Below are 25290 nucleotides of genomic sequence, written 5' to 3'. Positions count from 1 at the left end.
CTGTGACCTCATGCGCGTGGCTTACAACGAACAGATGACCGAGCTTGCCGACTTGCTCGGTGAGATGGCGGGGCTTGCGGGGGTCGCCATGGAGCGCGCCACCCAGTCGCTGCTCCAGGCAGATCTTTCCCTCGCCGAGCAGGTGATCGGCGAGCACGACAAGATCACCGAGCTCAGCACCATCTGCGAGGAGCGGGCGTTCGCCCTCCTCGCCCTGCAGGCACCGGTCGCCGGCGACCTCCGCTCGGTCGTCAGCGGGATCCAGATCGTCGCCGACATCGACCGCATGGGTGCGTTGGCTCTCCACGTCGCCAAGATCGCGCGCCGCCGACATCCCAACCACGTGCTTCCCGAAGAGGTCAACGGCTACTTCGCCGAGATGGGCCGCATCGCCGTCTCCATCGGCGCCGCTGCCCGCGAGGTTCTCGAGACCCGTGACCCCGAGCGGGCCGCCCGCTTGCGTGAAGAGGACGAGGCGATGGACGACCTCCACCGTCACCTGTTCACCGTGCTCATGGACCGCGAGTGGAAGCACGGCGTGGCCGCTGCGGTCGACGTCACCCTGCTCGGCCGCTTCTACGAGCGTTTCGCCGACCACGCAGTCGAGGTGGGCCGACGGGTGATCTTCCTCGTCACCGGCAAGCTGCCCGACGACACCGAGACCGCCGTAGCCGACGCCGACAGTCTCACCTCGTACCCGGAACTGTAGAACTCCGCCAACACTTTTCGCGCGAACGGGACGCTCGTACGGCCTGACCGTACGAGCGTCCCGTTCGTTCGCCCGATGCCGCCGTCTCCGGACACGAGAACGCCCCGGCCGGATCTCCGGTCGGGGCGTTCTCGTGTGCTCGGTCTATCCGAAGCGGCCCGAGATGTAGTCCTCGGTGGCCTTCTGCGTCGGGTTGGAGAAGATCTTCTCGGTGTCGTCGATCTCGACGAGGCGCCCCGGCTTGCCGGTGGCCTCGAGGTTGAAGAACGCGGTCTGGTCACTCACACGCGCCGCCTGCTGCATGTTGTGGGTGACGATCACGATCGTGAAGTCCTTCTTCAGCTCCGTGATCAGGTCCTCGATCGCGAGGGTCGAGATGGGGTCGAGCGCCGAGCAGGGCTCGTCCATCAGCAGGACGTCGGGCGAGACCGCGATGGCCCGGGCGATGCACAGACGCTGCTGCTGACCGCCGGACAGTCCGCCGCCCGGCTTGTCCAGACGATCCTTGACCTCGGTCCACAGGTTGGCGCCGCGCAGCGACCGCTCGGCCACCTCGTCGAGACGCTTCTTGTTGCGCTCGCCCTGCAGCTTCAGTCCGGCCACCACGTTGTCCTTGATGGACATCGTCGGGAACGGGTTGGGACGCTGGAACACCATGCCGATCGTCTTGCGGACGCCGACCGGGTCGATGCCGGAACCGTAGATGTCCTCACCGTCGAGCAGGATCGAACCCTCCACGCGCGCACCGGGAGTCACCTCGTGCATGCGGTTCAGCGAACGCAGCACCGTCGACTTGCCGCAGCCGGAGGGACCGATGAAGGCGGTCACGTTCCGCGGGGGGACGGACAGCCCGACATCGGCGACGGCGTGGAACTTGCCGTAGTAGATGTTGACGTCCTTGAGATCCAGACGCTTGGCCATTACCGGCTCCCTACTGATTGGTGTTCGAGATCGAGTTTATGTGTCACTTGCTGCGGACCTGTGAGAAGTGGCCGATTACCTTGGCCATGATGTTGAGGATGGCGATGAGGAGAATCAGCGTGAGCGCCGCGCCCCAGATGCGGTTGGTGCCGGCATCGGTCGGGTTGTTCATCTCGGCGACCATGACGCCGGGCAGCGTGCCCATCTCGCCACCGAACAGATTGAAATTGATGAAGGGTGCATAACCCACGAGGATCAGCAGCGGCGCGGTTTCGCCCATCACCCGGGCCAGCGCCAGCATGACGCCCGTGATGATGCCGGGCAGTGCGGTGGGCAGCACGATCTTGGCGATCGTCTTCCACTTCGGAACGCCCAGCGCGTACGACGCCTCGCGCAGATCCTGCGGAACGATGCGGAGCATCTCCTCCGTGCTGCGGACGACGACGGGAACCATCAGCAGCACCAGGGCGAGTGCTACCGCGAAGCCGGACTTGGGGAAACCGAACGTCGCGATCCACAGGGCGTAGATGAACAGGGCGGCCACGATCGACGGGACACCGCTGAGGATGTCGACCATGAACGTGGTCAGCTTCGCCAGCCGCGACTTCCGGTCGGCGTACTCGACGAGATAGATCGCGACGAACAGTCCGAGAGGAATGGACAGCACCGCACAGACGATTCCCTGCAGAATGGTGCCGATCAGCGCGTGATAGATGCCGCCGCCCGCCGCCGAGGACGTCAGCCCGCTGAGCGAGTGGGTGAACCAGGTGGCCGACGTCAGGGCAGGGATTCCCTTGATGACTGCGGTGACCAGGACCCACACCAGCGGGACCAGCGCCACGAGCACTGCCAGCGTCACGAGGACGGTGGCGGTCAGGTCGATGATGCGTCGGCGGACACCGACCCCCTGGAAGGTGGGGGCCTTGACCGGCTTGTCGAGTGTCGCGGTCATGGGTCAGTCCTTCTTTCCTGCGATCACGGCGCGGGCCGCGGCGTTCACGACGAAGGTGAGAACGAAGAGCACCAGACCTGCGGCGATGTAGGCGCCGGCCTGAATGTTGTTGTTGAACTCCGCGTAGCCGAGAGCGATCTTCGAGGCGATGGTGGCGCCGCCGTCGAACAGCGACCATCCGAAGGGCTGCGACGTGGTGCGCAGGATCAGGTAGAGCGCCATGGTCTCGCCGAGGGCGCGACCCAGGCCGAGCATCGATCCGCTGATGTAGCCCGACTTGCCGAACGGAATGATCGTGGTTCGCACCACTTCCCACCGGGTGGCACCCAGCGCGAGTGCTGCCTCGATCTGGGGCGTCGGCGTCTGTACGAACACCTCGCGGGTCACCGCGGTGATGACGGGAAGGATCATGACGGCGAGGACGATACCTGCGGTGAAGATGGTGCCACCGCCGGTGATGGAACCGCTTCCTGTCGCGAACAGTGGGAACCACCCGAACTTTTCGTTGAGCCACATGGCAAGCGGCTTGATCGCGGGAGCGAACACCAGCAGACCCCAGAGGCCGTAGACGATCGACGGCACGGCGGCCAGCAGGTCGATCACGTACGCCAGCGGACGTTTGAGCCAGTTCGGCGAGTACTCGGTGAGGAAGATCGCGATGCCGAGGGCGACGGGCATCGCGAGGATCAGAGCGAACAGCGAGACGAGCACGGTCACCTGGAACAGGTCGAGAACACCGAACGCCATGGCGTTGATGTTCTGAGTGACCCACTCGCGGCTGGTGAGGAAGTTGACCTGGTTCCTGCTCAGTGCGGGAACTGCGCGCCAGATCAGGAAGATGCCGATCGCGGCGATGAGGATCGAGATGAAGATCGCCGAGGTGGTTGCGAGGGACTTGAAGATCCGGTCCCCCGGCCTGGCGACGGACTTGCCGCGCGGTGAACCTGTCGGAGTCGGGGTTTCGGCCTTGGTGGTACTCAACTCGGCCTCCGGGGTGCCGTTCGGACCGCCCACCCCGACTCCGCCAGAAGCGGAGTCGGAGGCGCGAGGTGCTGATTCGATGTGCGCTTCACTCATCTGCGCTCGCAATCTTTCCTGGTCAGAATATCGAGTCATGGGCGGGTCCGAACGACTAACGGTGTGATCAGCCGATGGCGGCGACCGACGCGTTCAGCTTCTCCTTCATGGAGTCGGGCAGAGGCACGTAACCCTGCTCGGCCAGGTTGTCCTGACCCTCGTTCGCTGCGCTGGTCAGGAACGACTTGACCGCTGCGGAGGTGTCGGCGTCGTAGCCCTTCGAGCACACGATCTCGTAGGTGGCGAGCACCAACGGGTACGCACCCGCTTCCTTGGTACCGAAGATCGAGCCGAGGTCGAGGGTCAGATCGCCCACACCCTCACCCTTGAACTGAGCACCCTCGATCGCCTTCGCCGCGGACTCGTCGGACAGCGCGACGGGGCCGGAGCCGGTGTCGATCTGTGCGGCAGACAGCTTGTTCTGGTCGGCGTAGGACTTCTCGACGTAGGTGATCGAGCCCGGAGCGGAGGCCACTGCCTGCGCGACACCGGCCGAACCCTTGGCGCCCTCACCGATTCCGCCGGTGAAGTCGGAGCCGGCACCGGTGGTCCAGGCGCCGTTGGAGGCGGCCGTGAGGTACTGCTGGAAGTTGTCGGTGGTACCCGACGAATCCGAGCGGATGATCGCGGTGATGTCCTGGTCCGGCAGGGTGGCCCCCGGGTTGAGCGCGGCGATGGCCGGGTCGTTCCACTTCTTGATGGTGCCGTTGAAGATCTTGGCGGTCACCTCGCCGTTCAGCACCAGGTCCTCGACGCCGTCGAGGTTGTAGGCGACAGCGACGGGTCCGAAGACGAGCGGAAGGTTCCAGGCCTCGCCGCCGACGCAACGGGCCTTGGCCTGCTCGGCCTGCTCGGCCTTGATCGCCGAGTCGGAGCCGGCGAAGTCGATCTGGCTCGCGATGAACTGGGTACGTCCGTCGCCGGAACCGCTGGGGTTGTACGCCAGGTTGACGGTCTTGCCCTTTTCCTGGCAGACGGAGATGTAGGTGGAGACGAACTGGTCCATGGCGTTCTTCTGGGCCGACGAACCGGCCGAGGAGAGGTTGGCCTTGCCCTCGCACGTCGCGTTGGACGACGCTGCGTCGACGCCGCTCGACGCCGCGTTGTTGTCGCTGCCACACGCGGCCAAGGTCATGGCACCCAGGGCCACTGCACCGAGCAGGGCGCCACTGCGCTTGAGATTCACCTAGTCCTCCGGAAATACCGTCTCGCCCGCGATCGGGCGGCGACATGAGGTGCGTTTCGTTGAAATCTGCACCAGGCAACACGGCGCTGCCCACGGAGAAACCTAGGGGTAGCTAATGTCCAGTTGGACCACGATCGGTGAACGGAAGGTGAACAGACCGAGCATTTGTCCACATTTCCGAGACGAACAACAGGTGCGGCAGTAGAGGAACGCCTCAGGCGCGGGCGTACGCGACGTCGGTGTGGAACCGCTCGAACCCGAGACGGTCGTAGGTGTGCAGCGCCGACGCGTTGTCGCCCTCGACGTAGAGCAGCACCGCACCGAGCCCGCGGTCACGCAGGTAGTGCAGTCCGGCGAGCGTCAGCAACCGGCCGAGACCACGCCCCTGGGCGTCGGGGCCGATCGCCACCACGTAGACCTCTCCGATGGCCGGCTCGTCGCCCTGCTTCGGGTGCACCTTGGTCCAGTGGAATCCGAGCAGTCTCTGCTCGTCCGAAGCGGCGAACGCCATGAACAGTCCGGACGGATCGAACCAGGCCTCCGAACGACGCTCAGCCATTTCGCGTTCGGTCCACGACCCCTGCTCGGGATGCCACGCGAAGGCGGCAGCATTGACCCGCAACACCTCTGGATCGTCCTCGACGCCGCGGTACTCGCGGAGTGAAATATCTTCCGGCACAACAAGTTCTGGGAGTTCCGCATCGACGAGCGGACGCCGGAGCTGCAGAAGTTCGCGCGCACCGGTCAGCCCGAGGCGCTGCGCCACCGCCTGCGCCGCAGGCAGATTTCCGTGCGCCCACACGCGGGCGTCCGGACCACCCTCGGAAAGGACCTCGGTGACCAGCCGGCCACCGATCCCCCGGCGACGCGCCTCGGGGTCGACGGCGAGTTCGGCCATCGCGGGATGATCCCCGTGACCCGGCTGCAGCTGCGCATACCCGACGATCCGATCGGCGTCGGTCTCCACGAGATGACGGACACCGGCGCTACCGGCGCCGGACACGGCGTGCACGCCCTGCTCCGACACCGGGGCGGTTCCGTCCGCTGCCGTCGCGCGTTCGAGCAGGGCGGACACGTCCGCGGCCTGCTTGCCGTCGAGTCGATCAGTCCAGGACTGCACCGGAGCACTCACTAGATCGCCGGCCCTTCCGCGGATTCGAAGTCCGCGTCGTCGGCGTCGAGGTCGTCGACGGGCGGCACCGGCGCACCCGACTTGCTGCGGGTGGGACGGACGGCCTTGTAGCCGACGTTGCGGACTGTACCGATCAAGGATTCGTACTCGCTGCCCAGCTTGGCGCGCAGACGACGCACGTGGACGTCGACCGTGCGGGTACCACCGAAGAAGTCGTATCCCCACACCTCCTGCAGCAATTGCGCGCGGGTGAAGACGCGACCCGCGTGCTGTGCCAGGTACTTGAGGAGTTCGAACTCCTTGTAGGTGAGGTCGAGGGGGCGGCCGCGCAGACGGGCCGTGTACGTGCCCTCGTCGATGACCAGCTCGCCCAGCGTGATCTTGCCGGAGGCCTCCGGGCTGGCGACGCCGCCGGTGCGTCCGACCAGCAGTCGCAGGCGGGCGTCCACCTCCGCCGGTCCGGTGCCCGGGAGCAGGATGTCGTCGAGGCCCCAGTCCGAATTGACCGCGACCAGGCCACCCTCGGTGAGCACTGCCACCACGGGAACCGCGGAACCCGTGCTGCCCAGCAGCCTGCAGAGGCCGCGAGCGGCCGCGAGATCGGTGCGCGCATCCACCAGGGCGACGTCGGCGGAGCTCGCTTCCAGGAGAGAGGACACCTCCGTCGGGGCAGGCCGCACCGAATGCGCCAGCAGGGCGAGGGCAGGCAGCACTGCCTCGGGGTTGGGGTCGGAGGTAAGAAGCAGTAGCTCCACACAGCCTCCCATCTCGTCGCCGTCGTACCCGGCCGGCCGACGGATCGTTCATCCGCCGGTCCAGGTAGATCGACACTGAAGGTATCGACACTTTTGTCGGTGACAGAGTAGCGCGCCGCCGTCTGCGTTCGTTGCACCGAACCCCCGGCAACCGGCGCGGAGGTTGCACCGACACTCTCCCGACCGGTGTCCGTCACAATGGGGCCGTGCGGAAACTCATCATCGGAATCGTCTTCCTCGTGGCTCTCGGTCTCGTCGTCGACTTCGGTTCGGCGGCCTACGCGGAGTACCGGGTGTCGCGGGAACTGCGGGCAGGCGCGTCCCTCACCGCGGATCCCGAGGTGACTGTTCACGGCTTTCCGTTCCTCACCCAGGCGTGGGACGGAAAGTACGAGAACATCGAGATCCGCGCCCAGGGAGTACAGAGTGACGTCGTGGGTGAGGTGACGATCGAGTCCACCCTCCTGGGAGTCTCCGCGCCGCTGTCCGACCTCGTCGACGGCTCCGTGAAGACCCTTCCGGTGGATCACCTGTCCGGCCGCATGCTCATCGACGCCACCGACCTGGGACGCTTCCTCGACATCCCCGACCTGCAGGTTTCGGCCCCGCCGGCCAGCAAGTCGGACGGCACCGGCGGCTCCGGCGGCTCGGGGATGCCGACCGCCGGCGGCGTCGTCCTCACCGGCACCGTCCCCGTCGGGCCCATCGAGACCACCGTCAGCGTGCAGGCCGACCTGGTACTCGACGGCGGTCAGGTGAAGATCGTCGCCAGCGACTTCTACTTCGGGCCCGAAGGCCACGCCGACTTCACCATCCCCGAGCCCCTCGCCCCCGCGATCCTCGGCCTCTTCACCCGGACCATCGACCCCCGGGAACTCCCGTTCGGCGTCCAGCCGACGGAGGTCTACGCGGAAGGCTCGCAGATCGTCATCGAGGGCGTCGGCAACAACGTCACGATCGACCTGAACGAACTGCAGAGCCGATGACAGGAATCACACTGTTACTGACCGCGCTGTTCGCCGCCGTCGTGTTCGGGCTCGTCTGGCGACGCCGCCAGGGGACGGTCCGGAGCACCGGCGAGGCTTCCGCGGTCGTGACCGACCAACGACGACTGCTCCTCGAGGCGGCGGGCGTCGGGCCGGGGTCGCCGGAGCATGCTCGCCGGGCCACCGTTCTCCACTTCTCCGCCGACTGGTGCGGACCCTGCGCGGCGGTGCGCAGGGTGGTGGGACAGGTCGTCGCGGACCTCGCCGGCGAGCCGGAACCGCCCGTCGAAGTGGAGGTCGACATCGACGAGTATCCCGCTCTCGCCAAGGAACTCGGCGTTCTGTCGTTGCCGACGACGTTCATTCTCGACGCCGACCTGCAGCAACGCTTCCGGGTGTCCGGAGTGCCCGCCGCGACCGACCTGCGGGCCGCGCTGGGACCCCTCACCCGGCCCCCGGCTTCAAATTCCTGAAGAACCGGGTAAACTCGTCGTCGTGCAATCCAGCCACGAGCTCATGCTCACCCGTCGCCGCACAGTAGACCTGTGCCGCCTCGGGGCTTGTTGCTGTACCTGTTGCTGATCACCAGGGCTGTCGCTTTCTGCTGACACCGCGGATTCCGCGCACGTGATCGAACCCCCGATGACGACGTCTTCCGTCGTCGTTCGGCGCCAGGCAAGCATTCAGGACTCACCGCAGGAGCACTTCTCATGTCCACAACACTCGAGCTCGAGCAGGTCGACGTTCGTGGCCCCCGGTTTGCCGCCTGGGTCACCACCGCTGTCCTCGTCGCCGTGCTCGTCGTGTCGACGTTTTCGCTGGTCGCAGCAGGAATTCTGCTGGCGCTGCAAGCGGTCGTCTTCGCGGCAGGCGCAGCCACCGGACCGCGACGCAGCCCGTACGGCCGGATCTTCGGCACCCTCCTCGCGCCGCGACTCGCTCCGGTGAGTGAACGCGAACCGGTCGCACCGCTCCGCTTCGCGCAGCTCGTCGGCTTCGTCTTCGCCGCCGTCGGCACCGTCGGCTTCTTCGCCGGCTCCGGCGTCGTCGGTGCCGTGGCCACCGCATTCGCCCTGTTCGCGGCGTTTCTCAATGCTGCGTTCGGCTTCTGCCTCGGCTGCCAGATCTATCCACTCGTCGCACGCTTCCGCACCGCGGCCTGAAAGTTTCACACCGAGAACCACTGCACGATCCACCCGACACAAGTAAGTACACATCGAAAGGAACACCATGGCTCGCTCCGATGTCCTAGTCTCCGCCGACTGGGCTGAGCAGAACCTCAACGCCCCCAAGACCGTTTTCGTCGAGGTGGATGAGGACACCAGCGCATACGACGGCGGCCACATCGAAGGCGCCATCCGCCTCGACTGGCGGAAGGACCTGCAGGACGGCGTCCGTCGTGACTTCCTGAACCAGCAGCAGTTCTCCGATCTCCTGTCCGCCAAGGGCGTCGCCAACGACGACACCATCGTTCTCTACGGCGGCAACAACAACTGGTTCGCGGCGTACGCGTACTGGTACTTCAAGCTGTACGGCCACCAGGACGTCAAGCTCATCGACGGCGGCCGCAAGAAGTGGGAGCTCGACGGACGTCCCCTCTCCAAGGAGACCGTCACCCGCGAGGCCACCCAGTACAAGGCCGACGCACCCGACCTGACGATCCGCGCGTTCCGCGACGAGGTCATCGACTCCATCGGCAACAAGAACCTCGTCGACGTGCGTTCGCCCGACGAGTTCTCCGGCAAGATCCTCGCCCCCGCGCACCTGCCGCAGGAGCAGGCGCAGCAGCGTGGACACGTCCCCACGGCCATCAACATCCCGTGGAGCACCACCGCAAACGAGGACGGCACCTTCAAGTCGGACGACGACCTGGAGAAGCTGTACTCGGAGAAGGGCTACGACGAGTCGAAGCCCACCATCGCGTACTGCCGAATCGGCGAGCGCTCCAGCCACACCTGGTTCGTGCTCAAGGAAATCCTCGGCAAGTCCGACGTCAAGAACTACGACGGCAGCTGGGTCGAATACGGCTCACTCGTCGGCGCACCCATCGAGTTGGAGGTTCACTGAGCCATGTGTGGAGCACCTGTACAGACCCAGACCCTGCCCGCGGGCGTCGACGTCGAGAAGGAAACGGTCATCACCGGCCGCGTTCTCGCCGCTGACGGCCAGCCGATCGGTGGAGCGTTCGTGCGTCTCCTCGACGGCGGCGGAGAGTTCACCGCCGAGGTCGTCGCCTCGGGCACCGGAGACTTCCGCTTCTTCGCCGCTCCCGGCGAGTGGACCGTGCGTGCACTGTCCAGCTCCGGCAACGGCACCTCGACGGTGAGCCCGTCGAGCGCAGGCGTGCACAACGTCGACGTCACGGTCGGCGAGTAGTCACCAGCCGACGACACCAGAAGGGCCCCGCTCCGATCCGGAGCGGGGCCCTTCTGTCGTGCGGGATCTACTTGCCCGGCGCGGCTGGAATGGTCTCGCCGTCCTTCTCCGACTGCGCGAGCGCGGTGATCCAGTCGACGACCTTCTCGCTCTCCCAGTACCAGGGGTCGTTCGGATTGTTGTTCCAGTAGAACAGGTGCTGAATGAAGCCCAGGAAGATGTACGGCTTGATCACCAGTTCGAAGACATCCCTGTTGTCCTCGACGAACCCCGGGCCCTCGTCCGCGAGCTTCGCCTTCACGACCTCCGAACCGGGACCCATCGCCCAGTTGAGCGCCTCGACGATCTGCTCCTGAGACACCTGCACGTTCCGGTCCGGGCCGTCGGGGTCGTAGGTCCGGTCGGCGACCTTGCGGAGAACGTCCAGGAAGGACTCGTCGGAGGCGAACCAGTCTTCGTGGGTGACGATGTGCACGATCGACCGCGCCGCCATGTTCGTCACCGCATTCGCGAAGTCGGAGACCGTCTGGCCCGGGTTCAGCAGGGTGAAGTGCATCTGTCCCAGCACCCCGAGCGCCAGTTCGAGGACGGCGATCTCCTGCGGCGCGTCGCACGCGATGTCGTAGGGGCGGCACGCGTAGATGATCTTGCCGCCGAGAGCGCCGTAATCGGCCGGCTCCGACGACATGAATCCGCCTCCTGGCGGGCCGGGTTCGCCCATCGAGGGGGTGCCCGCGGGACGGTACGGGTCGCCGATCAACGCGACGCCGGCGATGTCGTCGGCGGTAACCAGAGCATTGCTGTCGCGGTGGCCGAGTTCGCGCGACACCCTTTCGACCACCTCCGCTCCGACGCTGTATCCGAGGAGCACGTACTTGGTGTCGTCGCCGCACTTCGCCTTGTTCTCGTCGAGGATCCTGTTCGTCGACGCGACACCCGCAGCCATCGAATCCTGGTATGTCGGAACGGGTTGCAGCAGACCCGGGCCGTATGTGGAGGGGTAGGGCACGTACATCCACCCCACCGTCCCCGGATCGTCTTTGTTGGCCTCGCCGGTCGGCACCGTCACGTTGCCCACCCAGTTCGACCAGAGCTGCCGGTTCTCGTCTGTCAGAGGGTTGCGGTCCTCCGTCGAGTCGGTGGCGCCGGACACGGCGACGATCATCACGTCGGGGCAGTCGGCGGCGTAGTTGTTCGGATCGACACGGTCCGTGTCGGCACTCCCCGAATCTGCACTTCCCGAGCCCGCGCTCCCGGTGTCCGGCGCAGCGACGGCAAGGCCGGGAGCACCGAACGCCGACACGGTCAGCAGCAGCACCGTCGCCGCGATCGCGGCCCGCACCGGACCGGTGACGGCAGTACTCGATCGAAGCATGGGACCTCCAGGAGGGACGGGAGAAGAGACGACCGCATGAGAATGTTCGGAACCGACCGGGTGGTCGCCTTCGAGAAACCGTAGCCTCAGTGACGGTAAGCCGCCTCCCGTTTCGACCGTTCGACGGGTTCGGTTTAGGATGTCCCCGTGGTTATCTTCTTCGAGGTACTTCTTGTCCTTGCCGCCGTGTTGATCACGTGGTTCTCGCTCTACACGATCTACCGCCTGGTCACCGACGAGTCGTGAGTCAGAACCCGGACGCAGGCGCAGATCCGCCTTCCGAGCACCCGACTACGAGCGCGCCCGCTGGGGACACCCCCACCGTGCGTCGTGGTAGCGGTGACGCAGCTGTCGCGGACGCCATCGAGCGTTCCAAGACGACGGCGTCGCGGAACATCCCGCAGCTTCCGGACCTTCCGCTGCCCGAGGACACCGCAAATCTGCGGCTCGGCCCGGATCTGAACAACGAACTCCTCGCAGTGCTGCCCCTCGTGGGTGTGTGGCGCGGTGAAGGGGAAGGCCACGACCCCGACACAGGCGACTACCCCTTCGGGCAGCAGATCATCGTCTCCCACAACGGTGGCAACTACCTCAAGTGGGAATCCCAGACCTGGGTTCTCGACGCCGACGGCGAATACGTGCGCCCCGACCTCCACGAGACCGGCTTCTGGCGGATCAGCGGAGACGGCATTCCCGGCAGCACCAACGAGGAAGTCGTCGAACTCCTCCTCGCCCACAGCTCCGGCATCGTCGAACTGTTCTACGGCCAGGCCCTCACGCAGTCGTCGTGGGAGCTCGCGACCGACGTCGTGATCCGCAGCACCTCCGGTGTTCTCGTCGGCGGCGCCAAGCGCCTCTACGGCATCGTCGAGGGCGGCGACCTCGCCTACGTCGAGGAACGCATCATCGCCGACGGTGAGCTGCGTCCCCACCTCTCCGCGCGGCTGTCCCGCTACGTTGGCTAGGCGTGCGCTTCGCGCCCGTGAGTACTTATTAACCACGGGCGGTTGACAAGTACTCACGGCTCCGGTTATCCACAACCTGAGGTTCATCCACAGGTCAATTGAATTCGGCCTGTTTCGGGCGAATCCTGTCGGTCGCCGTGCGCACCGTCGCGTCCATGACGACTGCGACGATCGACTTCCGGCCCGAATTCCAACGCGTTCTCGACTATCAGCACGGCCTCGTCACGGCCCGGCAACTGCGCGGACTGGGTATCTCGACCCGGCAGATTCAGCACATGGTGGAGTCCGGCCAATGGTCGGCGGTTCTGCACGGCGTCTACGCCGTCACGAACGGTCCGCTCGACCGGCCGATGAGGCTGTGGGCGGCGCTGCTGTTCGGTGGTCCCCGAGCGATTCTCAGTCATCGGACTGCGGCCGAGGAGTGGGGGCTGATGCCCGTCGACCCTGACGGGCCGATTCACGTCACCGTCCCCTACGGATTGTCTGCGGAGCCGCAGGGACCGACGTATCGGAAGGTCGGCCGGCGATCCAACCGTCCCGTGCCCCGCGAGGGCGATCTCCTCCACCCCGGGGTCGTGGTCCACCGATCGCGGGCGCACGCCCACATCCTCGTCCCGACGCTTCCGCCTCGAACGTCCCGGGCCGACACCGTCGTCGATCTCGCTGTCGCGGAGCCGTCGGCGGTGGCGGCCGCACGGGTCCTGGTATCAGCGGTCACCGGCAGCGACATTCCGGTCCACGAACTGCTCCGACGGATCGAGCAGCGTCCACCGCGCAGATACCGCAGGGCTCTCACCGACGCGCTGACGTTCGTCTCCGGCGGGGTCCAGTCGATTCTGGAACACCGGTACGCGGTCGACGTCGAACTCGCGCACGGATTACCGGCCGCCCGACGACAGTCGCCGGTTCTCGTCGACGGACGAACCCTCTACGAGGACGTGGACTACTCGGACAGCGGCGTTCCGCTCCTCGTGCGGCTGGACGGACTGCGGTACCACTCGTCGCGGTCGGTGGCGCTGCGCGATCGTCGTCGCGGCAACGCGGCGGAACTCGCCGGAAAGGCGACGCTGGTCTACGGCTGGGATGAGGTGACGCGGCGCTCGTGCGAGGTCGCGGCCGAGGTGCGGACGGTGCTCGAGCGGGGCGGCTGGAGTGCGCCGAACCCGTGCCCGCGCTGCCGTGAGTACTTGTTAACGTCGGGCGGTTGACAAGTACTCACGGGCGCGGAGCGCACAACGGCCCCCGAGCCTTCCGGTGCTTGTGCACCGGGTCCGATCTGGACCAGACCGGGGGCTCGGGGGCCGGGTAGCTGCCTGGGATTCGCTCGCCGCTCGCGCGGTCAGTGAATTCCGTCAGCGGTAGCGGCTAGCTGGCAGCCACCTCACGTGTCCGTCTGTCATTCAATTTCAGACCACCTCCTTCCTCGTGTACTGAAGAAAGTACGCCGCACGCACGGAGTCGGCAACGCATTTTCGCTCTCAGCTTTCTCCACCCGTATCACCAGGTCAGCGCTGGTATCCTCCGGAAGCTGGTGAGTGACCACCACGACGGTGCGCTGCGCAGACACCAGTCCGCCGTCGCGCGCGAGCAGTCGCCGGAGCAGGTCGGCGCCCGCGTCGGCGTCGAGGTGTTCGGTCGGTTCGTCCAGCAACAGCACTCGGGCGGGCGACAGCAGCGCCCGGGCGAGGAGCAGGCGGCGACGCTGCCCACCGGACACCGCCCTGGCACCGCCGGCGAGGGTCGTGTGCACGCCCTCCGGCAGCGCCGACACCCATCCCCCGAGCCCGACGGACTCCAGGACGGTCAGCGCCTCCGCGTCCTGGATGTCGCCGCGCGCCACCCGCAGATTCTCGAGGACGGACGTGTCGAAGAGGTGTGCGTCCTCCGCGAAGAATCCGACGTTCCGGCGGAGAGCCTCGGACCTGACGCTGTGCAGGTCGAGTCCGTCGACCCGCACCGTCCCCGTCACCGGCGGGAGCAACCCGGCCAGGGTCATCAGCGTGGTCGTCTTCCCGGACCCGCTGCCGCCGACGATCGCGACTCGGAAGCCGGGCCGCAGGTCGAGGTCGAGCGGGGCGGTGGCCTGCCCTCCGGGCCAGCCGCACCGCAGGTCCTTCGCGACGACCTCCGCGGGCCCGTCCAGTTCCCGGTCGCCGGGGTGCGGATCCGCGACGGCGGCGTCGAGCACGACGAGTATTCGGCGCGACGCGATCCGGGCCCGGGTCAGCGCGACCGCCGCGGCGGGCAGCGCGACCGTGGCCTCGAACGCGGACAGCGGCAGGAGCACGAGGATGCCCAGCGCCATCGGGCTCATGGTCCCCGACGAGTACAGGTCCATCCCGATGAGCAGCGACGCGATCACACTCACGCCCACCGCGAGTGGTGTGGCGGCCTCCGCGAACGCGCTGGGTGCGGCGGCGCGGTCGGTGGCCGCGACCGCGGCGCGTTCGGAGCGGACCGCCCGCGACACGGTCCGGTCGAGGCGACCCGCGACGCGGAGTTCCGCGGCGTGATCGAGCGCGGTGACGGCGTCCTCACTGAACCGGGCACGCGCGTCGGCGCCGGACGTCTCCGCCAGGCGGGCGGCCCGCGCGGACAACCAGGGCGCCGCGACCCCCGACACCGCGAGCGCCACCGCGAGCACGACCGCCGAGGCGGGCGAGATCACCGCGAGGATGCCGACGGCGGCCACGGCCAGGACGACGGACACGGCGATGGGGACGAGCGCGCGGACGACGACGTCACCGAGGGTGTCGACGTCGGCCCCGGTGCGGGCGAGCAGTTCGCCGCGGCGCAGGCCGGCAGCGGCCGCGGGGTCACCGTCGGCCAGCCGCTGGTACAGCTGGGTGCGGGCGGACGTGGTCCCGCGCAGCGCGGTGTCGTGGGTGGCCAGCCGCTCGAGGTACCGGAAGACGCCGCGGGAGATGCCCAGCGCCCGCACCGCCACGACGGCGACGCTGAGGTCCAGGACGGGCGGCATCTGCCACGCCCTCGTGATCAACCACGCCGACAGCGCCGCGAGCGCGAGCGCACTGCCCAGCGTGGCGACGCCGGCGGTGACGGCCCGCACTACCCGTCCCGGTTGCAGGTCGAGGAGCGGCAATGCCCGGATCAGCGGGTCACGCGACATCGGCGCTCACCTCGATCACCCGGTCGGCGGCCGCGAGCAGGGTCGGCCGGTGCCCCACCACGACGACCGTCCGGCCGGCGGCGGCCAGGCTCCGCAGCGAATCGAGCACGGTCCGCTCCGACGCGTCGTCGAGGTGTGCGGTGGGTTCGTCGAGCACCAGGACGGGACGCCGGGTGGCCAGCACGCGGGTCAGTGCGAGCCGCTGCCGCTGGCCGAGCGACAGTCCCGTTCCGCCGGATCCGACGCGCGTGTTCCAGCCGTCCGGGAGTTCGGCGAGAACCTCGTCGAAACCCGTCGCCGCACAGGCCTGTTCGAGGTCGACGACCTCGCCGATGAGCCGAAGGTTCTCGTCCAGAGTGCCGGGAACGAGAACGGGGTGCTGCGGGAGCCACGCCACCTGCGCCCACCACGCGGACCGGTCGAGCGAACTCACGGCGGCGCCCGCCACCCGCACCTCCCCACGCTCGGGTTCGACGAGGCCGAGGAGTGCCTGCACCGCAGTCGATTTCCCGGAACCGTTGGGTCCTGTCAGCACGGTCACCGCGCCGGGTTCGAGGGTCCCGGTCAGTCCGTGCGGCGCCAGGCCGTGCCGGGACCGGACGTCGACGCCGTCGAATTCGAGACGCGCCCCGGCCGCGTCCACTACGACCGCACGGTCGGCGGCGTCGTCGGGACGATCGGTATCGATGACGGCGAAGGCCCGGCTCGCCGCGGCCATTCCGTCCTCGGCGGCGTGGAACTGGGTTCCGACCATCCGCAGCGGAAGGTACACCTCGGGCGCGAGAATCAGCGCCACGATTCCCGCCTCGAGTCCCATCTCCCCGTACACCAGCCGCAGTCCGATGCTCACGGCGACGAGTGCGACGCACAGCGTGGCCAGCAGTTCCAGCACCATCGACGACAGGAACGCCACCTGCAGCGCCGACATCGTGGTGCGGCGGTGGGCGTCGCCGAGTTCACGCACCCGCGTCGCCGGTCCCTGCTCGCGGCCCAGCGCGCGGAGTGTGGGCAGGCCGGCCAGGAGGTCGAGCAACTGGGACGACAGGGTGGTCATCGCGGTCAGCGTCTTGGCGGCCTTGCCCCTGGTGAGCAGGCCGATCAGGATCATGAAGACCGGGATGAGCGGGAGCGTGACGAAGATGATCGCCGCCGCCGTCAGATCCTGAAATGCGATGACCGCCAGCGTCGCCGGTGTGAGCGTCGCCGCGAGGACCAGAGCCGGCAGATACCCGGTGAGATACGGCACGAGACCGTCGATTCCGCGGGTGAGCACGGTCGCGATCTCGTCCCGCCGCGGATCGAGCTCGCGCGGTCGCAGGCGGGTGGCGACGCCCAGGACCTCCCGTTTCAGCTCCGCCACCACCCGCGTGGCGGACCGGTGCGCGAACCGGGACTGCAACCAGGTGCCGAGCACCCGCACCCCCACCGCACCGGCGAGCACCACCAGTTCGGTGGACCACCGCCCGAGGTCGGTGTCGTCGTCGACGATGATTCCACCGAGCACGCGGCCGATCATGAGCGCCGACACGATGACCATCGCGACGTTGACGATCGACAGCGCGACCGTGAGAACGAGATACCCGCGGGCCGCCGCGGAGTAATGCCACAGGCGGGGATCGACGGGGCGCCGGGAACCTCGCGCCCCGCCCGGGCGCTCGTCGGCCGGGCGGGGAGCGTCGCCTACCGCTGTGCTCATCTGCGCTCGAGCGGGAGACCGATCGACGGCGGGATGTGCTTGGTCGAGATCCGTTGGCGGAACACCCAGTACGTCCAGCCCTGGTAGATCAGCACCACCGGGGTGAGGAACGCGGCGGCCCACGTCATCACCTTCAGCGTGTACGGACTCGACGACGCGTTGTCGATGGTCAGGTTGTACGCGGCGTCCAGAGTGGACGGCATGACGTTGGGGAACAGCGAGCCGAACAGCAGGGCCACCGTGGCGACGACCGCGATCGACGTGAGCAGGAACGCCCAGCCCTCACGCTCGGCGCGGGTGAACGCGATCACCCCGAGGAGTGCGGCGGCGGCGATCGCGACGAGGATCCACGTCCAGCCCTTGCCGTGCGCCAGCTGCGTCCACAGCACGAACGCGCCTGCCACCGGAACGGCCGGGATCGCCAGCCTGGACGCGAGTTCGACGGCATCCGTGCGTACTTCGTCGGCCGTCTTCAGGGCGAGGAACACCGCACCGTGCAGGGCGAACACGAGTGCGGTCGTCAGACCACCCAGCAGCGCATAGGGATTGAGCAGATCGAAGAGGCTCGAGGTGACCTGCTTGTCGGCGTCGATGTCGACGCCCCGCACGATGTTCGCGAACGCGACACCCCACAGCACGGCAGGCACCCAGGACCCGAAGACGATGCCCCAGTCGCACCGCCTGCGCCAGGTGTCGTCGTCGATCTTGCCGCGATACTCGATGGCGCAGATCCGGACGATGAGCGCGACGAGAATGATCAGCAGCGGCAGGTAGAAGCCGGAGAACAAGGTGGCGTACCACTCCGGGAACGCGGCGAACAACGCGCCGCCACCGGTGATGAGCCACACCTCGTTGCCGTCCCACACGGGCCCGATGGTGTTGAGCACCACCCGCCGTCGCGTGTCCCCGTTCGGGTCCTTGCGCCTGCCCAGCACCGGCATCAGCATGCCGACACCGAAATCGAATCCCTCGAGGACGAAGTACCCGATGAAGAGCACCGCGATCAGGATGAACCACACTTCTTGAAGTCCCATGACCGTCTCCCCTAGTACGCGAACGAGAGTTGCTCGGGCTTGCCCGGTTCTTCGGGCTCGTCGTGGTCGTCACCCGGTGGATGGGCGTCGTGTTCGAGTGGTCCCTCGACCGTGTAGCGGCGGATCAGCGTGAACCACACGACGGCCAGCGCCCCGTAGACCACCGTGAACGTGATGAGCGAGACCCAGACGGTCCACGGGGAGTGATTCGAGACGCCCTGGTCGACAGTCAGTCTGATCATGTCGACACCGGTCGGGTTGGGTGCCACGACCCACGGTTGGCGGCCCATCTCGGTGAAGACCCAGCCCGCGCTGTTCCCGAGGAACGGTGTCGGGATGACGGCGATCGACAACCAGCCGAACCACTTCTTGTCCGGGACGCGCCCGCCGCGGGTCATCCACAGACCGACCACGGCGAGCAGCGCCGACCCGGCGGCCCAGCCGATCATCGCGCGGAACGTCCAGTAGGTGACGAACAGGTTGGGCTTGTAGTTTCCGGGCCCGTACATCTCCTCGTAGCGGGCCTGGATCTCGGTGACGCCCTCGACGGTGGAGTCGAACGTGCCGTCCGCCAGGAACGAGGTGAGCCCGGGGATCTTGATGAGCTGGGTGATGCTCTCGCAGTTGTTCTGGGTGCCGACGGTGAGGATCGAGAAGTCGGCACCGGTTTCGGTGTGGCACAGAGATTCGGCCGATGCCATCTTCATGGGTTGCTGTTCGAACATCAGCTTGCCCTGGATGTCGCCGGTGATCGCGAGTCCGATGCCCGACGCGACCATCACCCACAGCGCGAGGATGGTGACCGGACGGAACATCGTCCGGGCGGTCTCCTCGTGCTTCTTCGCCACTTCGGGTTCGGTGGCTTCCTTCGATTTGCGCATGCTGCGCACCATCCACCAGCCGCCGACGCCGGCCACGAACGTGCCTGCTGTGAGGAACGCTCCGGCCACGACGTGCGGGAAGGCCGCGAGCGCTGTGTTGTTCGTGAGCAGTTCCCAGATGCTGGTGAGTTCCGCGCGCCCGGTCTCGGGGTTGTACACGGCCCCGACCGGGTGCTGCATGAACGAGTTGGCGGTGATGATGAAGTACGCGGACGCGTTCACACCGATCGCGACGAGCCAGATGGTGGCGAGGTGGACGAGCTTGGGCAGCCGCCCCCAGCCGAAGATCCAGAGGCCCAGGAACGTCGACTCGAGGAAGAAGGCGACCAGTCCCTCGAGGGCGAGGGGTGCGCCGAACACGTCACCGACGAAGCGTGAGTACTCGCTCCAGTTCATCCCGAACTGGAATTCCTGCACGATGCCGGTGGCCACGCCGAGCGCGAAGTTGATCAGGAAGAGCTTCCCGAAGAACTTGGTGAGCCGGTACCAGTGGTCCTTTCCGGTGACCACCCACATCGTCTGCATGACGGCGATCAGCGGGGCGAGCCCGATCGTCAGCGGAACGAGGATGAAGTGATAGACGGTGGTTATGCCGAACTGCCACCGGGAGACATCCAAGGCATCCATGGCTACTCCGAAACTGGGCCCGTAGGACAGGCTTCAGGGCCGGAGCGTGGGCTTCCGCCCGACCCTTGAAAACAACGTACTGCGGGGTCGTTTCCCCCGCAGGACTTTGCTACTACGAAATGTAGTAGACCTGTCAAGCCTCCGCGGACTCGGCACCCGCCGTCTCGACCGCGAGGTCGACCAGCTCCACGATCTCGTCGGCGAGCGGTGCGTCGGGCAGGGCAAGGCCGTCGATCTTGCACACGCGCGCGGCCATGGTGACGCTGGAGATGAGCCAAACACCTTCCGCTGTAATGAGATCCGCCGGACGCAGCGCCGCGTACTCGCAGCGGAACCCCTTGCCGGACGCCACCTCGTACAGCGCCTGCTGCGTCGTGCCGGGCAGGATTCCGTGCTCCGGCGGCGGCGTGAGGAGGTGCCTGTCGCGGGCGATGACCACCGTGGAACGTGGCCCTTCCAACACATTGCCCTCACTACTGACGAAGATCACATCGTCGGCACCGAGTGTCGCCGCATACCGCAGCGCCGCCATGTTCGTGGCATACGACAAGGTCTTCGCCCCGAGCAGCTGCCACGGCGCACTCGCCGACAGATCCACCGAATACCCGCGGGCCAGTGTGAGTACCGACACCCCGTCGCGTCGTGCCTCCAGAATCCGCTCGGGCACCGGCCCGACGGTGACGAAGGCGGTCGCGTCGCCACCGGACTCCCGGCCGCGGCTGAGCACGAGTCGCATCGCGCCCTCCCGCTCGGACCCCCACTCCTCGACGGCCAGCTCGAGCGCCAGGCGCCACTCGTCCAGGTCCTGCATGGGCAATCCGAGGGCGCGCGCCGACGCGACGAGACGGGTGAGGTGGGGCTCGACCTTCAGGGCGCGACCGCCTCGCACCAACAGCGTCTCGAAGACACCGTCGCCGCGCACCACCGCCAGATCGTCCGCGTGCAGCAGCGGGGCATCCGCGTCCCGCACCTCGTGGTCCAGTGTCACCAGCACTCGATCAGACATGACACCCAGCCTATCGACCCTGCTGACCGCCACCTGTGGTCCATGGTCCCTAGACTAGGTTTCGTGGTCGACAAATTGCCCGTCTCACCCAGTCCACTCCTCACGGCCCCGGGCGCGGTTCCTGCGCCCGAAGGCTCGCTCGACGCCGGCGTCGCCTGGCATCACGGCGATCCACTCGGCGAACAACGCAGCGCCGAACGTTCCGCGGTGGTCGTCGACCGTTCCCACCGGTTCGTCATCGCGATCAGCGGACCCGAACGACTCACCTGGCTGCACACCATCTCGAGCCAGCACGTCGCCGCGCTCCCCGACGGCGCGAGCGCCGAGAACCTCAGCCTCGACGTCAACGGCCGCGTCGAGCACCACTTCGTCCAGACCGACCTGGACGGCGTCACCTGGATCGACACCGAGGCCGACCGCGGACCCGGCCTCCTGTCGTTCCTCACCAAGATGGTGTTCTGGTCCAAGGCCGAGCCCCGTGAGGGCAACGAGCTCGCGGTCCTCAGCGTGATCGGCCCCGACGCCGTCACGGCCCTCGACGCGGCCGGTGTCGTGGCACCCGCCGAGCCGTACGCCGCCGTCGCGGTGCCCGGGGGCGGGTTCGTCCGCCGCATGCCGTGGCCGACCGCCGACTCCTTCGACCTGCTGATCCCGCGGGAAGGACTCGCGACGTGGTGGGGACGGCTCACCGCCGCCGGCGCCGCTCCCGCGGGAACGTGGGCGTTCGAGGCACTCCGGGTGGCCGCCGCACGGCCCCGGATCGGACTCGACACCGACGACCGCACCATCCCGCACGAGGTCCGCTGGATCGGCGGTCCCGCCGAGCACGGCGCCGTCCACCTGGAGAAAGGCTGCTATCGCGGCCAGGAGACGGTGGCCCGCGTCCACAATCTCGGCAAACCGCCCCGTCACCTCGTCCTGCTGCACCTCGACGGCAGCGCTGAGGGCCGGCCCGAACCGGGCGACCCGGTGACGGCGGGAGGCCGTGCGGTCGGACGGATCGGCACCGTGATCGACCATCACGAGCTCGGACCCATCGCGCTGGCCCTCGTCAAACGGTCCATCCCCACCGACACCGAATTGGTGGTCGGCTCGTGCGCCGCGTCGATCGACCCCGACTCCGTGCCCGCGGACGACACGGTCCAGGCGGGCCGCGCGGCCGTCGACCGGCTCCGGGGCCGATGAGCGAGGCGACCGCGACGGCCGGCGAGGTGCTGGCAGTCTGCGTGCTGCACACCGAGCGGGACAGCGGCACCCGGCGGGTCACCCGGACGGCGATCGACAAGCGGCCCGTCGACGGCCCCGTGCGCGTCACGACCGCCGGACTGGTCGGCGACCATGTCTGCGACACCGAGTACCACGGCGGCCCGTTCAAGGCCGTCTACGCCTACCAGGAGGACGAGGCGCAGCGCTGGGCGTCGGAGCTCGGCCGCGAGCTGCCCGCGGGGTGGTTCGGCGAGAACCTCCGCCTCGACGGGATCGCCGCGACCGACGCCGTGATCGGCGAGCGCTGGCGGATCGGCACCACCGAACTGGAGGTGACCAGTCCGCGGACACCGTGCGGCACGTTCGGGGTCTGGGCCGCCGAGCCCCGATGGGTCAAGCGGTTCTCCGAACGCGCCGACACGGGCGCGTACCTGCGGGTGGTGACGGAGGGGTCGGTCACCGCCGGCGACACCGTCCAGCGCATCCACGTGCCCGGCCACGGCGTCACCGTGCGCGATCTGTTCACCGGCCGCGACCCCGAACGGTTCGTGGCGCTGCTCGAACAGCAGGAGAACCTCTCTCCGACCGTCGCGGACAAGGCCCGCCGACGGATCGCCGGACTGGAAGTGCAGGTCACGTATTGAGCATCGAACTGGTGGAGGTCGTACGTTCCGGATTCCGTGAGTGCGTGCACCGCGGCTCCGCGGTGATCCTCCGCGCGGACGGCGAGATCGCGCTCACCCTCGGTGAGGTGCACACGCCGATCTACCCGAGGTCGTCGAACAAGCCGTGGCAGGCCGTGACGATGCTGCGAAACGGCTTCGAACCGTCCAGTTCCGAAGAGCTCGCGATCGCGACCGCATCCCACGAGGGCGAGTCGGACCACATCGAACTCGTCGAGCGACTGCTCGCCAGGTACGGCCTCGACGAGGACCAGCTCCGCTGTCCCGCCGATCTGCCCTCCAACGAACTCGCCCGGGCCGAACTGCTGGCCGCCGGTGAGCTCCCCCGCCCGGTGTACATGAACTGCTCCGGCAAGCATGCGGCCATGCTCGCCACGTGCCTGGCCAACGACTGGCCGTTGGACAGCTACCTCGAGCCGACTCATCCGCTGCAACTCGCGGTCGTCGACACGCTCGGGTCGATCAGCGGCGACGTCGACGCCGAGCTCGGCATCGACGGATGCGGGCTGCCGATCGTCCCGCTGTCGCTGACGCATCTGGCGCGGGCGTTCGCCCGGCTCGTCACCGCCGAGCCCGACTCCCCCGAGCTCGCCGTCGCCGACGCCGTCCGCGAGCACCCCTACCTCGTCTCGGGCACCGGCAAGGACGACGCGCGGCTGATGCCGGTCGTGCCCGGGCTGATGACGAAGGCCGGGGCCGACGGTGTCTACGCCGGCGCACTTCCCGACGGCTCGGCGTTCGCGCTGAAGATCGACGACGGCCACGAACGGGCCCGGTTACCCCTCGCCGCAGCACTTCTCCACAGGATGGGTGCCGAGTGGACCGAGGATCTGGCGGCCCTCGCGTCGCAGCCCGTGCTCGGCGGCGGCGTCCGAGTGGGGACGGTCCGGGCAATTCCGGGAGTCTTCTGAAGGCGAAATACCGGCATCGGGGCAGCTCGCGAGCCCGGTGAGACTAAACCGACACCGCTTCGGGGTGTGGATGGAAGCGCGAGGGACTTTTCCACGCTAGAGTGTGGGGCAGGAACTTACACACTCAAACGGGGCCGCCAAATTCCCCAGGCCGCCCCGCGAAAGCGCGAGGGGGTCAGCCATGGGCCGCGGCCGGGCTAAGGCAAAGCAGACCAAGGTTGCACGCGAGCTGAAGTACAGCGTACCGACCACGGATTTTGACAGCCTGCAACGAGAGCTCTCAGGTGGGTCGTCCAACTCGCATCGGGACGAGGTCTTCGCTGACCAGCGTGCCGACAGGGAGGGTCACTCCCGGGAGGATGACGACGACTGGCGGCGCTGAGATCTGAAGACAACGAAATGAGGGGGAGCCGATACCGGCTCCCCCTCATTTCCACATCTTCAGCCGGTCGGGGCCACTAGCTCGCCCCGTTCCGACAGACGGCGTCCGACCCTAGAATCGCGGGTGATCGCCGGCGAGAATTGCGCGCTCGGCCGACACGTCGTGCGACTTCTTGATGCTGCCCAGCGTCCAGCAGTCGATGTGGCGCGCCGTCAGAACGGCCAGCGCACGATCGACGTCCTCGGGCGCCACGATCGCGACCATGCCGACGCCCATGTTGAACGTCTGCTCCATCTCGGCCCGCTCCACGCGTCCACGCTGTGCGATCATCGCGAAGATCGGAGCCGGGCTCCAGGTGCCGCGGTCGAGTTCGGCGACCAGACCCTTCGGCATGACCCGCGCGAGGTTGTTGGCCAATCCACCGCCGGTGACGTGGCAGAACGTGCGCACGTCGGTCTCGGCGGCGAGGGCCAGGCAGTCCTTGGCGTAGATCTTCGTGGGCTCGAGCATCTCCTCGCCCAGGGTGCGGCCGAACTCGTCGACGTGCGCCGTCAGACTCATGTGGTCGATCTCGAGCAGGACCTTGCGGGCCAGCGAGTAACCGTTGGAATGCAGTCCGGACGAACCCATGGCGATCACGACGTCGCCGGGACGGACCCGGTCCGGCCCCAGCACCTGGTCGGCTTCGACCACACCGACGCCGGTCGCGGACAGGTCGTAGTCGCCGTCCGCCATCACACCGGGGTGCTCCGCCGTCTCGCCACCGAGCAGCGCGCAACCGGCCTGGATGCAGCCCTCGGCGATGCCGCTGACGAGTTCGGCGACACGCTCCGGGACGACTCGCCCGACGGCGATGTAGTCCTGCAGGAACAGTGGCTCGGCACCGCAGACGACGAGGTCGTCGACGACCATCGCGACCAGGTCGAGGCCCACGGTGTCGTGCTTGTCGAGTGCCTGAGCGACGGCGAGCTTGGTGCCCACACCGTCCGTGGACGCCGCGAGCAGCGGCTCCTTGTAGTCACCCTTGAGCGAGAACAGACCCGCGAATCCACCGAGACCACCGAGAACCTCGGGACGGCTGGCGCGCTTGGCCAAGGGAGCGAAGAGTTCCACCGCCCGATCGCCTGCGGCGATGTCCACTCCTGCGGCGGCGTAGGACGCGCCAGGGCGACTTGTCGGATCCTCGGTCATGTGGTTGTTACTCCAGCCTTCTGTTGCTCGTCAAAATCGTGTCGGTCGGGCAATCGAGTGCTGTGATTGCGTCCTTACGGTACCGGAGTACGTTCTCCGGCCGGATCCC

Annotated in this window: 25 protein-coding genes; 12 read left to right on the top strand and 13 right to left on the bottom strand. The window is 67.6% G+C overall.

Annotation, left to right across the window (positions count from 1 at the left end; all coding sequences use genetic code 11):
* Positions 1-10: 10 nt before the first annotated feature.
* Positions 11-709 (top strand): phosphate signaling complex protein PhoU, encoded by a 699-nt coding sequence (phoU, locus tag CJ177_RS27005; RefSeq protein ID WP_005254798.1) that lies wholly within the window; start codon positions 11-13, stop codon positions 707-709.
* Positions 710-853: 144 nt separating this feature from the next.
* Here the strand turns inward: phoU and pstB are convergent, their stop codons facing one another.
* The 6 genes from pstB to CJ177_RS26975 form a co-directional block, all read right to left on the bottom strand.
* Entirely contained in the window at positions 854-1630 is a 777-nt protein-coding gene (gene pstB / locus CJ177_RS27000) for a phosphate ABC transporter ATP-binding protein PstB (RefSeq protein WP_005244341.1), read from the bottom strand.
* A 43-nt stretch (positions 1631-1673) separates the two neighbouring features.
* Positions 1674-2582, bottom strand: coding sequence for a phosphate ABC transporter permease PstA (pstA, locus tag CJ177_RS26995; protein WP_005244344.1), 909 nt, complete (start codon positions 2580-2582; stop codon positions 1674-1676).
* Positions 2583-2585: 3 nt separating this feature from the next.
* Positions 2586-3659 (bottom strand): phosphate ABC transporter permease subunit PstC, encoded by a 1074-nt coding sequence (pstC, locus tag CJ177_RS26990; RefSeq protein ID WP_095869028.1) that lies wholly within the window; start codon positions 3657-3659, stop codon positions 2586-2588.
* A 67-nt stretch (positions 3660-3726) separates the two neighbouring features.
* Positions 3727-4845: a phosphate ABC transporter substrate-binding protein PstS gene (gene pstS, locus CJ177_RS26985; protein WP_005244346.1), complete on the bottom strand. Its 1119-nt coding sequence runs from the start codon at positions 4843-4845 to the stop codon at positions 3727-3729.
* Between the two features lie 214 nt (positions 4846-5059).
* On the bottom strand, positions 5060-5977 hold the full coding sequence (mshD, locus tag CJ177_RS26980; RefSeq protein ID WP_095869027.1) for a mycothiol synthase: 918 nt from the start codon (positions 5975-5977) through the stop codon (positions 5060-5062).
* Positions 5977-6732: a response regulator transcription factor gene (locus CJ177_RS26975; protein ID WP_025431875.1), complete on the bottom strand. Its 756-nt coding sequence runs from the start codon at positions 6730-6732 to the stop codon at positions 5977-5979. Before CJ177_RS26975 ends, mshD begins: the two co-directional genes overlap by 1 nt.
* 206 nt (positions 6733-6938) lie before the next feature.
* Between CJ177_RS26975 and CJ177_RS26970 the strand changes: the two genes are divergently transcribed.
* The 5 genes from CJ177_RS26970 (at position 6939) to CJ177_RS26950 (ending at position 10094) form a co-directional block, all read left to right on the top strand.
* Positions 6939-7718 (top strand): LmeA family phospholipid-binding protein, encoded by a 780-nt coding sequence (locus CJ177_RS26970; RefSeq protein WP_005244349.1) that lies wholly within the window; start codon positions 6939-6941, stop codon positions 7716-7718.
* Complete coding sequence (locus CJ177_RS26965; protein WP_061701179.1) at positions 7715-8191, top strand: thioredoxin family protein; 477 nt, start codon at positions 7715-7717, stop codon at positions 8189-8191. Before CJ177_RS26970 ends, CJ177_RS26965 begins: the two co-directional genes overlap by 4 nt.
* Before the next feature lie 237 nt (positions 8192-8428).
* Positions 8429-8881, top strand: coding sequence for a DUF4395 domain-containing protein (locus CJ177_RS26960; RefSeq protein WP_005244351.1), 453 nt, complete (start codon positions 8429-8431; stop codon positions 8879-8881).
* A gap of 67 nt (positions 8882-8948) precedes the next feature.
* On the top strand, positions 8949-9785 hold the full coding sequence (locus CJ177_RS26955; RefSeq protein ID WP_061701180.1) for a sulfurtransferase: 837 nt from the start codon (positions 8949-8951) through the stop codon (positions 9783-9785).
* 3 nt (positions 9786-9788) lie between these two features.
* On the top strand, positions 9789-10094 hold the full coding sequence (locus tag CJ177_RS26950; RefSeq protein ID WP_005244353.1) for a DUF1416 domain-containing protein: 306 nt from the start codon (positions 9789-9791) through the stop codon (positions 10092-10094).
* A gap of 67 nt (positions 10095-10161) precedes the next feature.
* Here CJ177_RS26950 and CJ177_RS26945 read toward each other — a convergent pair whose 3' ends face one another.
* A complete protein-coding gene (locus CJ177_RS26945; RefSeq protein WP_095869026.1) occupies positions 10162-11469 on the bottom strand; it encodes a cutinase family protein in 1308 nt (435 codons plus the stop codon).
* A gap of 242 nt (positions 11470-11711) precedes the next feature.
* Between CJ177_RS26945 and CJ177_RS26935 the strand changes: the two genes are divergently transcribed.
* Positions 11712-12434, top strand: a complete 723-nt coding sequence (locus CJ177_RS26935) for an FABP family protein (RefSeq protein WP_005244359.1) — start codon at positions 11712-11714, stop codon at positions 12432-12434.
* A 98-nt stretch (positions 12435-12532) separates the two neighbouring features.
* Positions 12533-13642 carry a type IV toxin-antitoxin system AbiEi family antitoxin domain-containing protein gene (locus CJ177_RS26930; RefSeq protein WP_061701182.1) on the top strand — a complete coding sequence of 370 codons (1110 nt, stop codon included), beginning with the start codon at positions 12533-12535 and terminating at the stop codon, positions 13640-13642.
* A 188-nt stretch (positions 13643-13830) separates the two neighbouring features.
* Here the strand turns inward: CJ177_RS26930 and cydC are convergent, their stop codons facing one another.
* The 5 genes from cydC to CJ177_RS26905 all read right to left on the bottom strand — a co-directional run bounded on the left by cydC (position 13831) and on the right by CJ177_RS26905 (position 20808).
* Positions 13831-15564 carry a thiol reductant ABC exporter subunit CydC gene (gene cydC / locus CJ177_RS26925; RefSeq protein ID WP_025431871.1) on the bottom strand — a complete coding sequence of 578 codons (1734 nt, stop codon included), beginning with the start codon at positions 15562-15564 and terminating at the stop codon, positions 13831-13833.
* The gene (gene cydD / locus CJ177_RS26920) at positions 15554-17260 is read right to left on the bottom strand and encodes a thiol reductant ABC exporter subunit CydD (protein WP_095869025.1); all 1707 of its coding nucleotides are present in this window, start codon (positions 17258-17260) and stop codon (positions 15554-15556) included. Before cydD ends, cydC begins: the two co-directional genes overlap by 11 nt.
* Positions 17257-18294, bottom strand: a complete 1038-nt coding sequence (gene cydB, locus CJ177_RS26915; RefSeq protein ID WP_005244367.1) for a cytochrome d ubiquinol oxidase subunit II — start codon at positions 18292-18294, stop codon at positions 17257-17259. The genes cydD and cydB overlap by 4 nt, the downstream gene beginning before the upstream one ends.
* A gap of 11 nt (positions 18295-18305) precedes the next feature.
* Entirely contained in the window at positions 18306-19802 is a 1497-nt protein-coding gene (locus CJ177_RS26910) for a cytochrome ubiquinol oxidase subunit I (protein ID WP_025431869.1), read from the bottom strand.
* Between the two features lie 133 nt (positions 19803-19935).
* Positions 19936-20808 (bottom strand): aminodeoxychorismate lyase, encoded by an 873-nt coding sequence (locus CJ177_RS26905; protein WP_095869024.1) that lies wholly within the window; start codon positions 20806-20808, stop codon positions 19936-19938.
* A gap of 63 nt (positions 20809-20871) precedes the next feature.
* Here CJ177_RS26905 and CJ177_RS26900 point away from each other — a divergent pair, with 63 nt between their 5' ends.
* The 4 genes from CJ177_RS26900 to CJ177_RS26885 all read left to right on the top strand — a co-directional run bounded on the left by CJ177_RS26900 (position 20872) and on the right by CJ177_RS26885 (position 23990).
* Positions 20872-21993, top strand: a complete 1122-nt coding sequence (locus tag CJ177_RS26900) for a folate-binding protein YgfZ (RefSeq protein ID WP_257014689.1) — start codon at positions 20872-20874, stop codon at positions 21991-21993.
* Positions 21990-22658 (top strand): MOSC domain-containing protein, encoded by a 669-nt coding sequence (locus CJ177_RS26895; RefSeq protein ID WP_005244372.1) that lies wholly within the window; start codon positions 21990-21992, stop codon positions 22656-22658. The genes CJ177_RS26900 and CJ177_RS26895 overlap by 4 nt, the downstream gene beginning before the upstream one ends.
* Positions 22655-23608: an asparaginase gene (locus CJ177_RS26890; protein WP_005244373.1), complete on the top strand. Its 954-nt coding sequence runs from the start codon at positions 22655-22657 to the stop codon at positions 23606-23608. Before CJ177_RS26895 ends, CJ177_RS26890 begins: the two co-directional genes overlap by 4 nt.
* A gap of 181 nt (positions 23609-23789) precedes the next feature.
* Positions 23790-23990, top strand: coding sequence for a DUF3073 domain-containing protein (locus CJ177_RS26885; RefSeq protein WP_005244376.1), 201 nt, complete (start codon positions 23790-23792; stop codon positions 23988-23990).
* A 111-nt stretch (positions 23991-24101) separates the two neighbouring features.
* Here CJ177_RS26885 and purM read toward each other — a convergent pair whose 3' ends face one another.
* A complete protein-coding gene (gene purM / locus CJ177_RS26880) occupies positions 24102-25181 on the bottom strand; it encodes a phosphoribosylformylglycinamidine cyclo-ligase (protein WP_005244377.1) in 1080 nt (359 codons plus the stop codon).
* Positions 25182-25290: the final 109 nt, after the last annotated feature.

The sequence above is a fragment of the Rhodococcus sp. ACPA1 genome (assembly GCF_002300195.1).
Lineage (GTDB): Bacteria > Actinomycetota > Actinomycetes > Mycobacteriales > Mycobacteriaceae > Rhodococcus_F > Rhodococcus_F opacus.
This window is presented reverse-complemented; position numbering and strand designations above follow the sequence as displayed.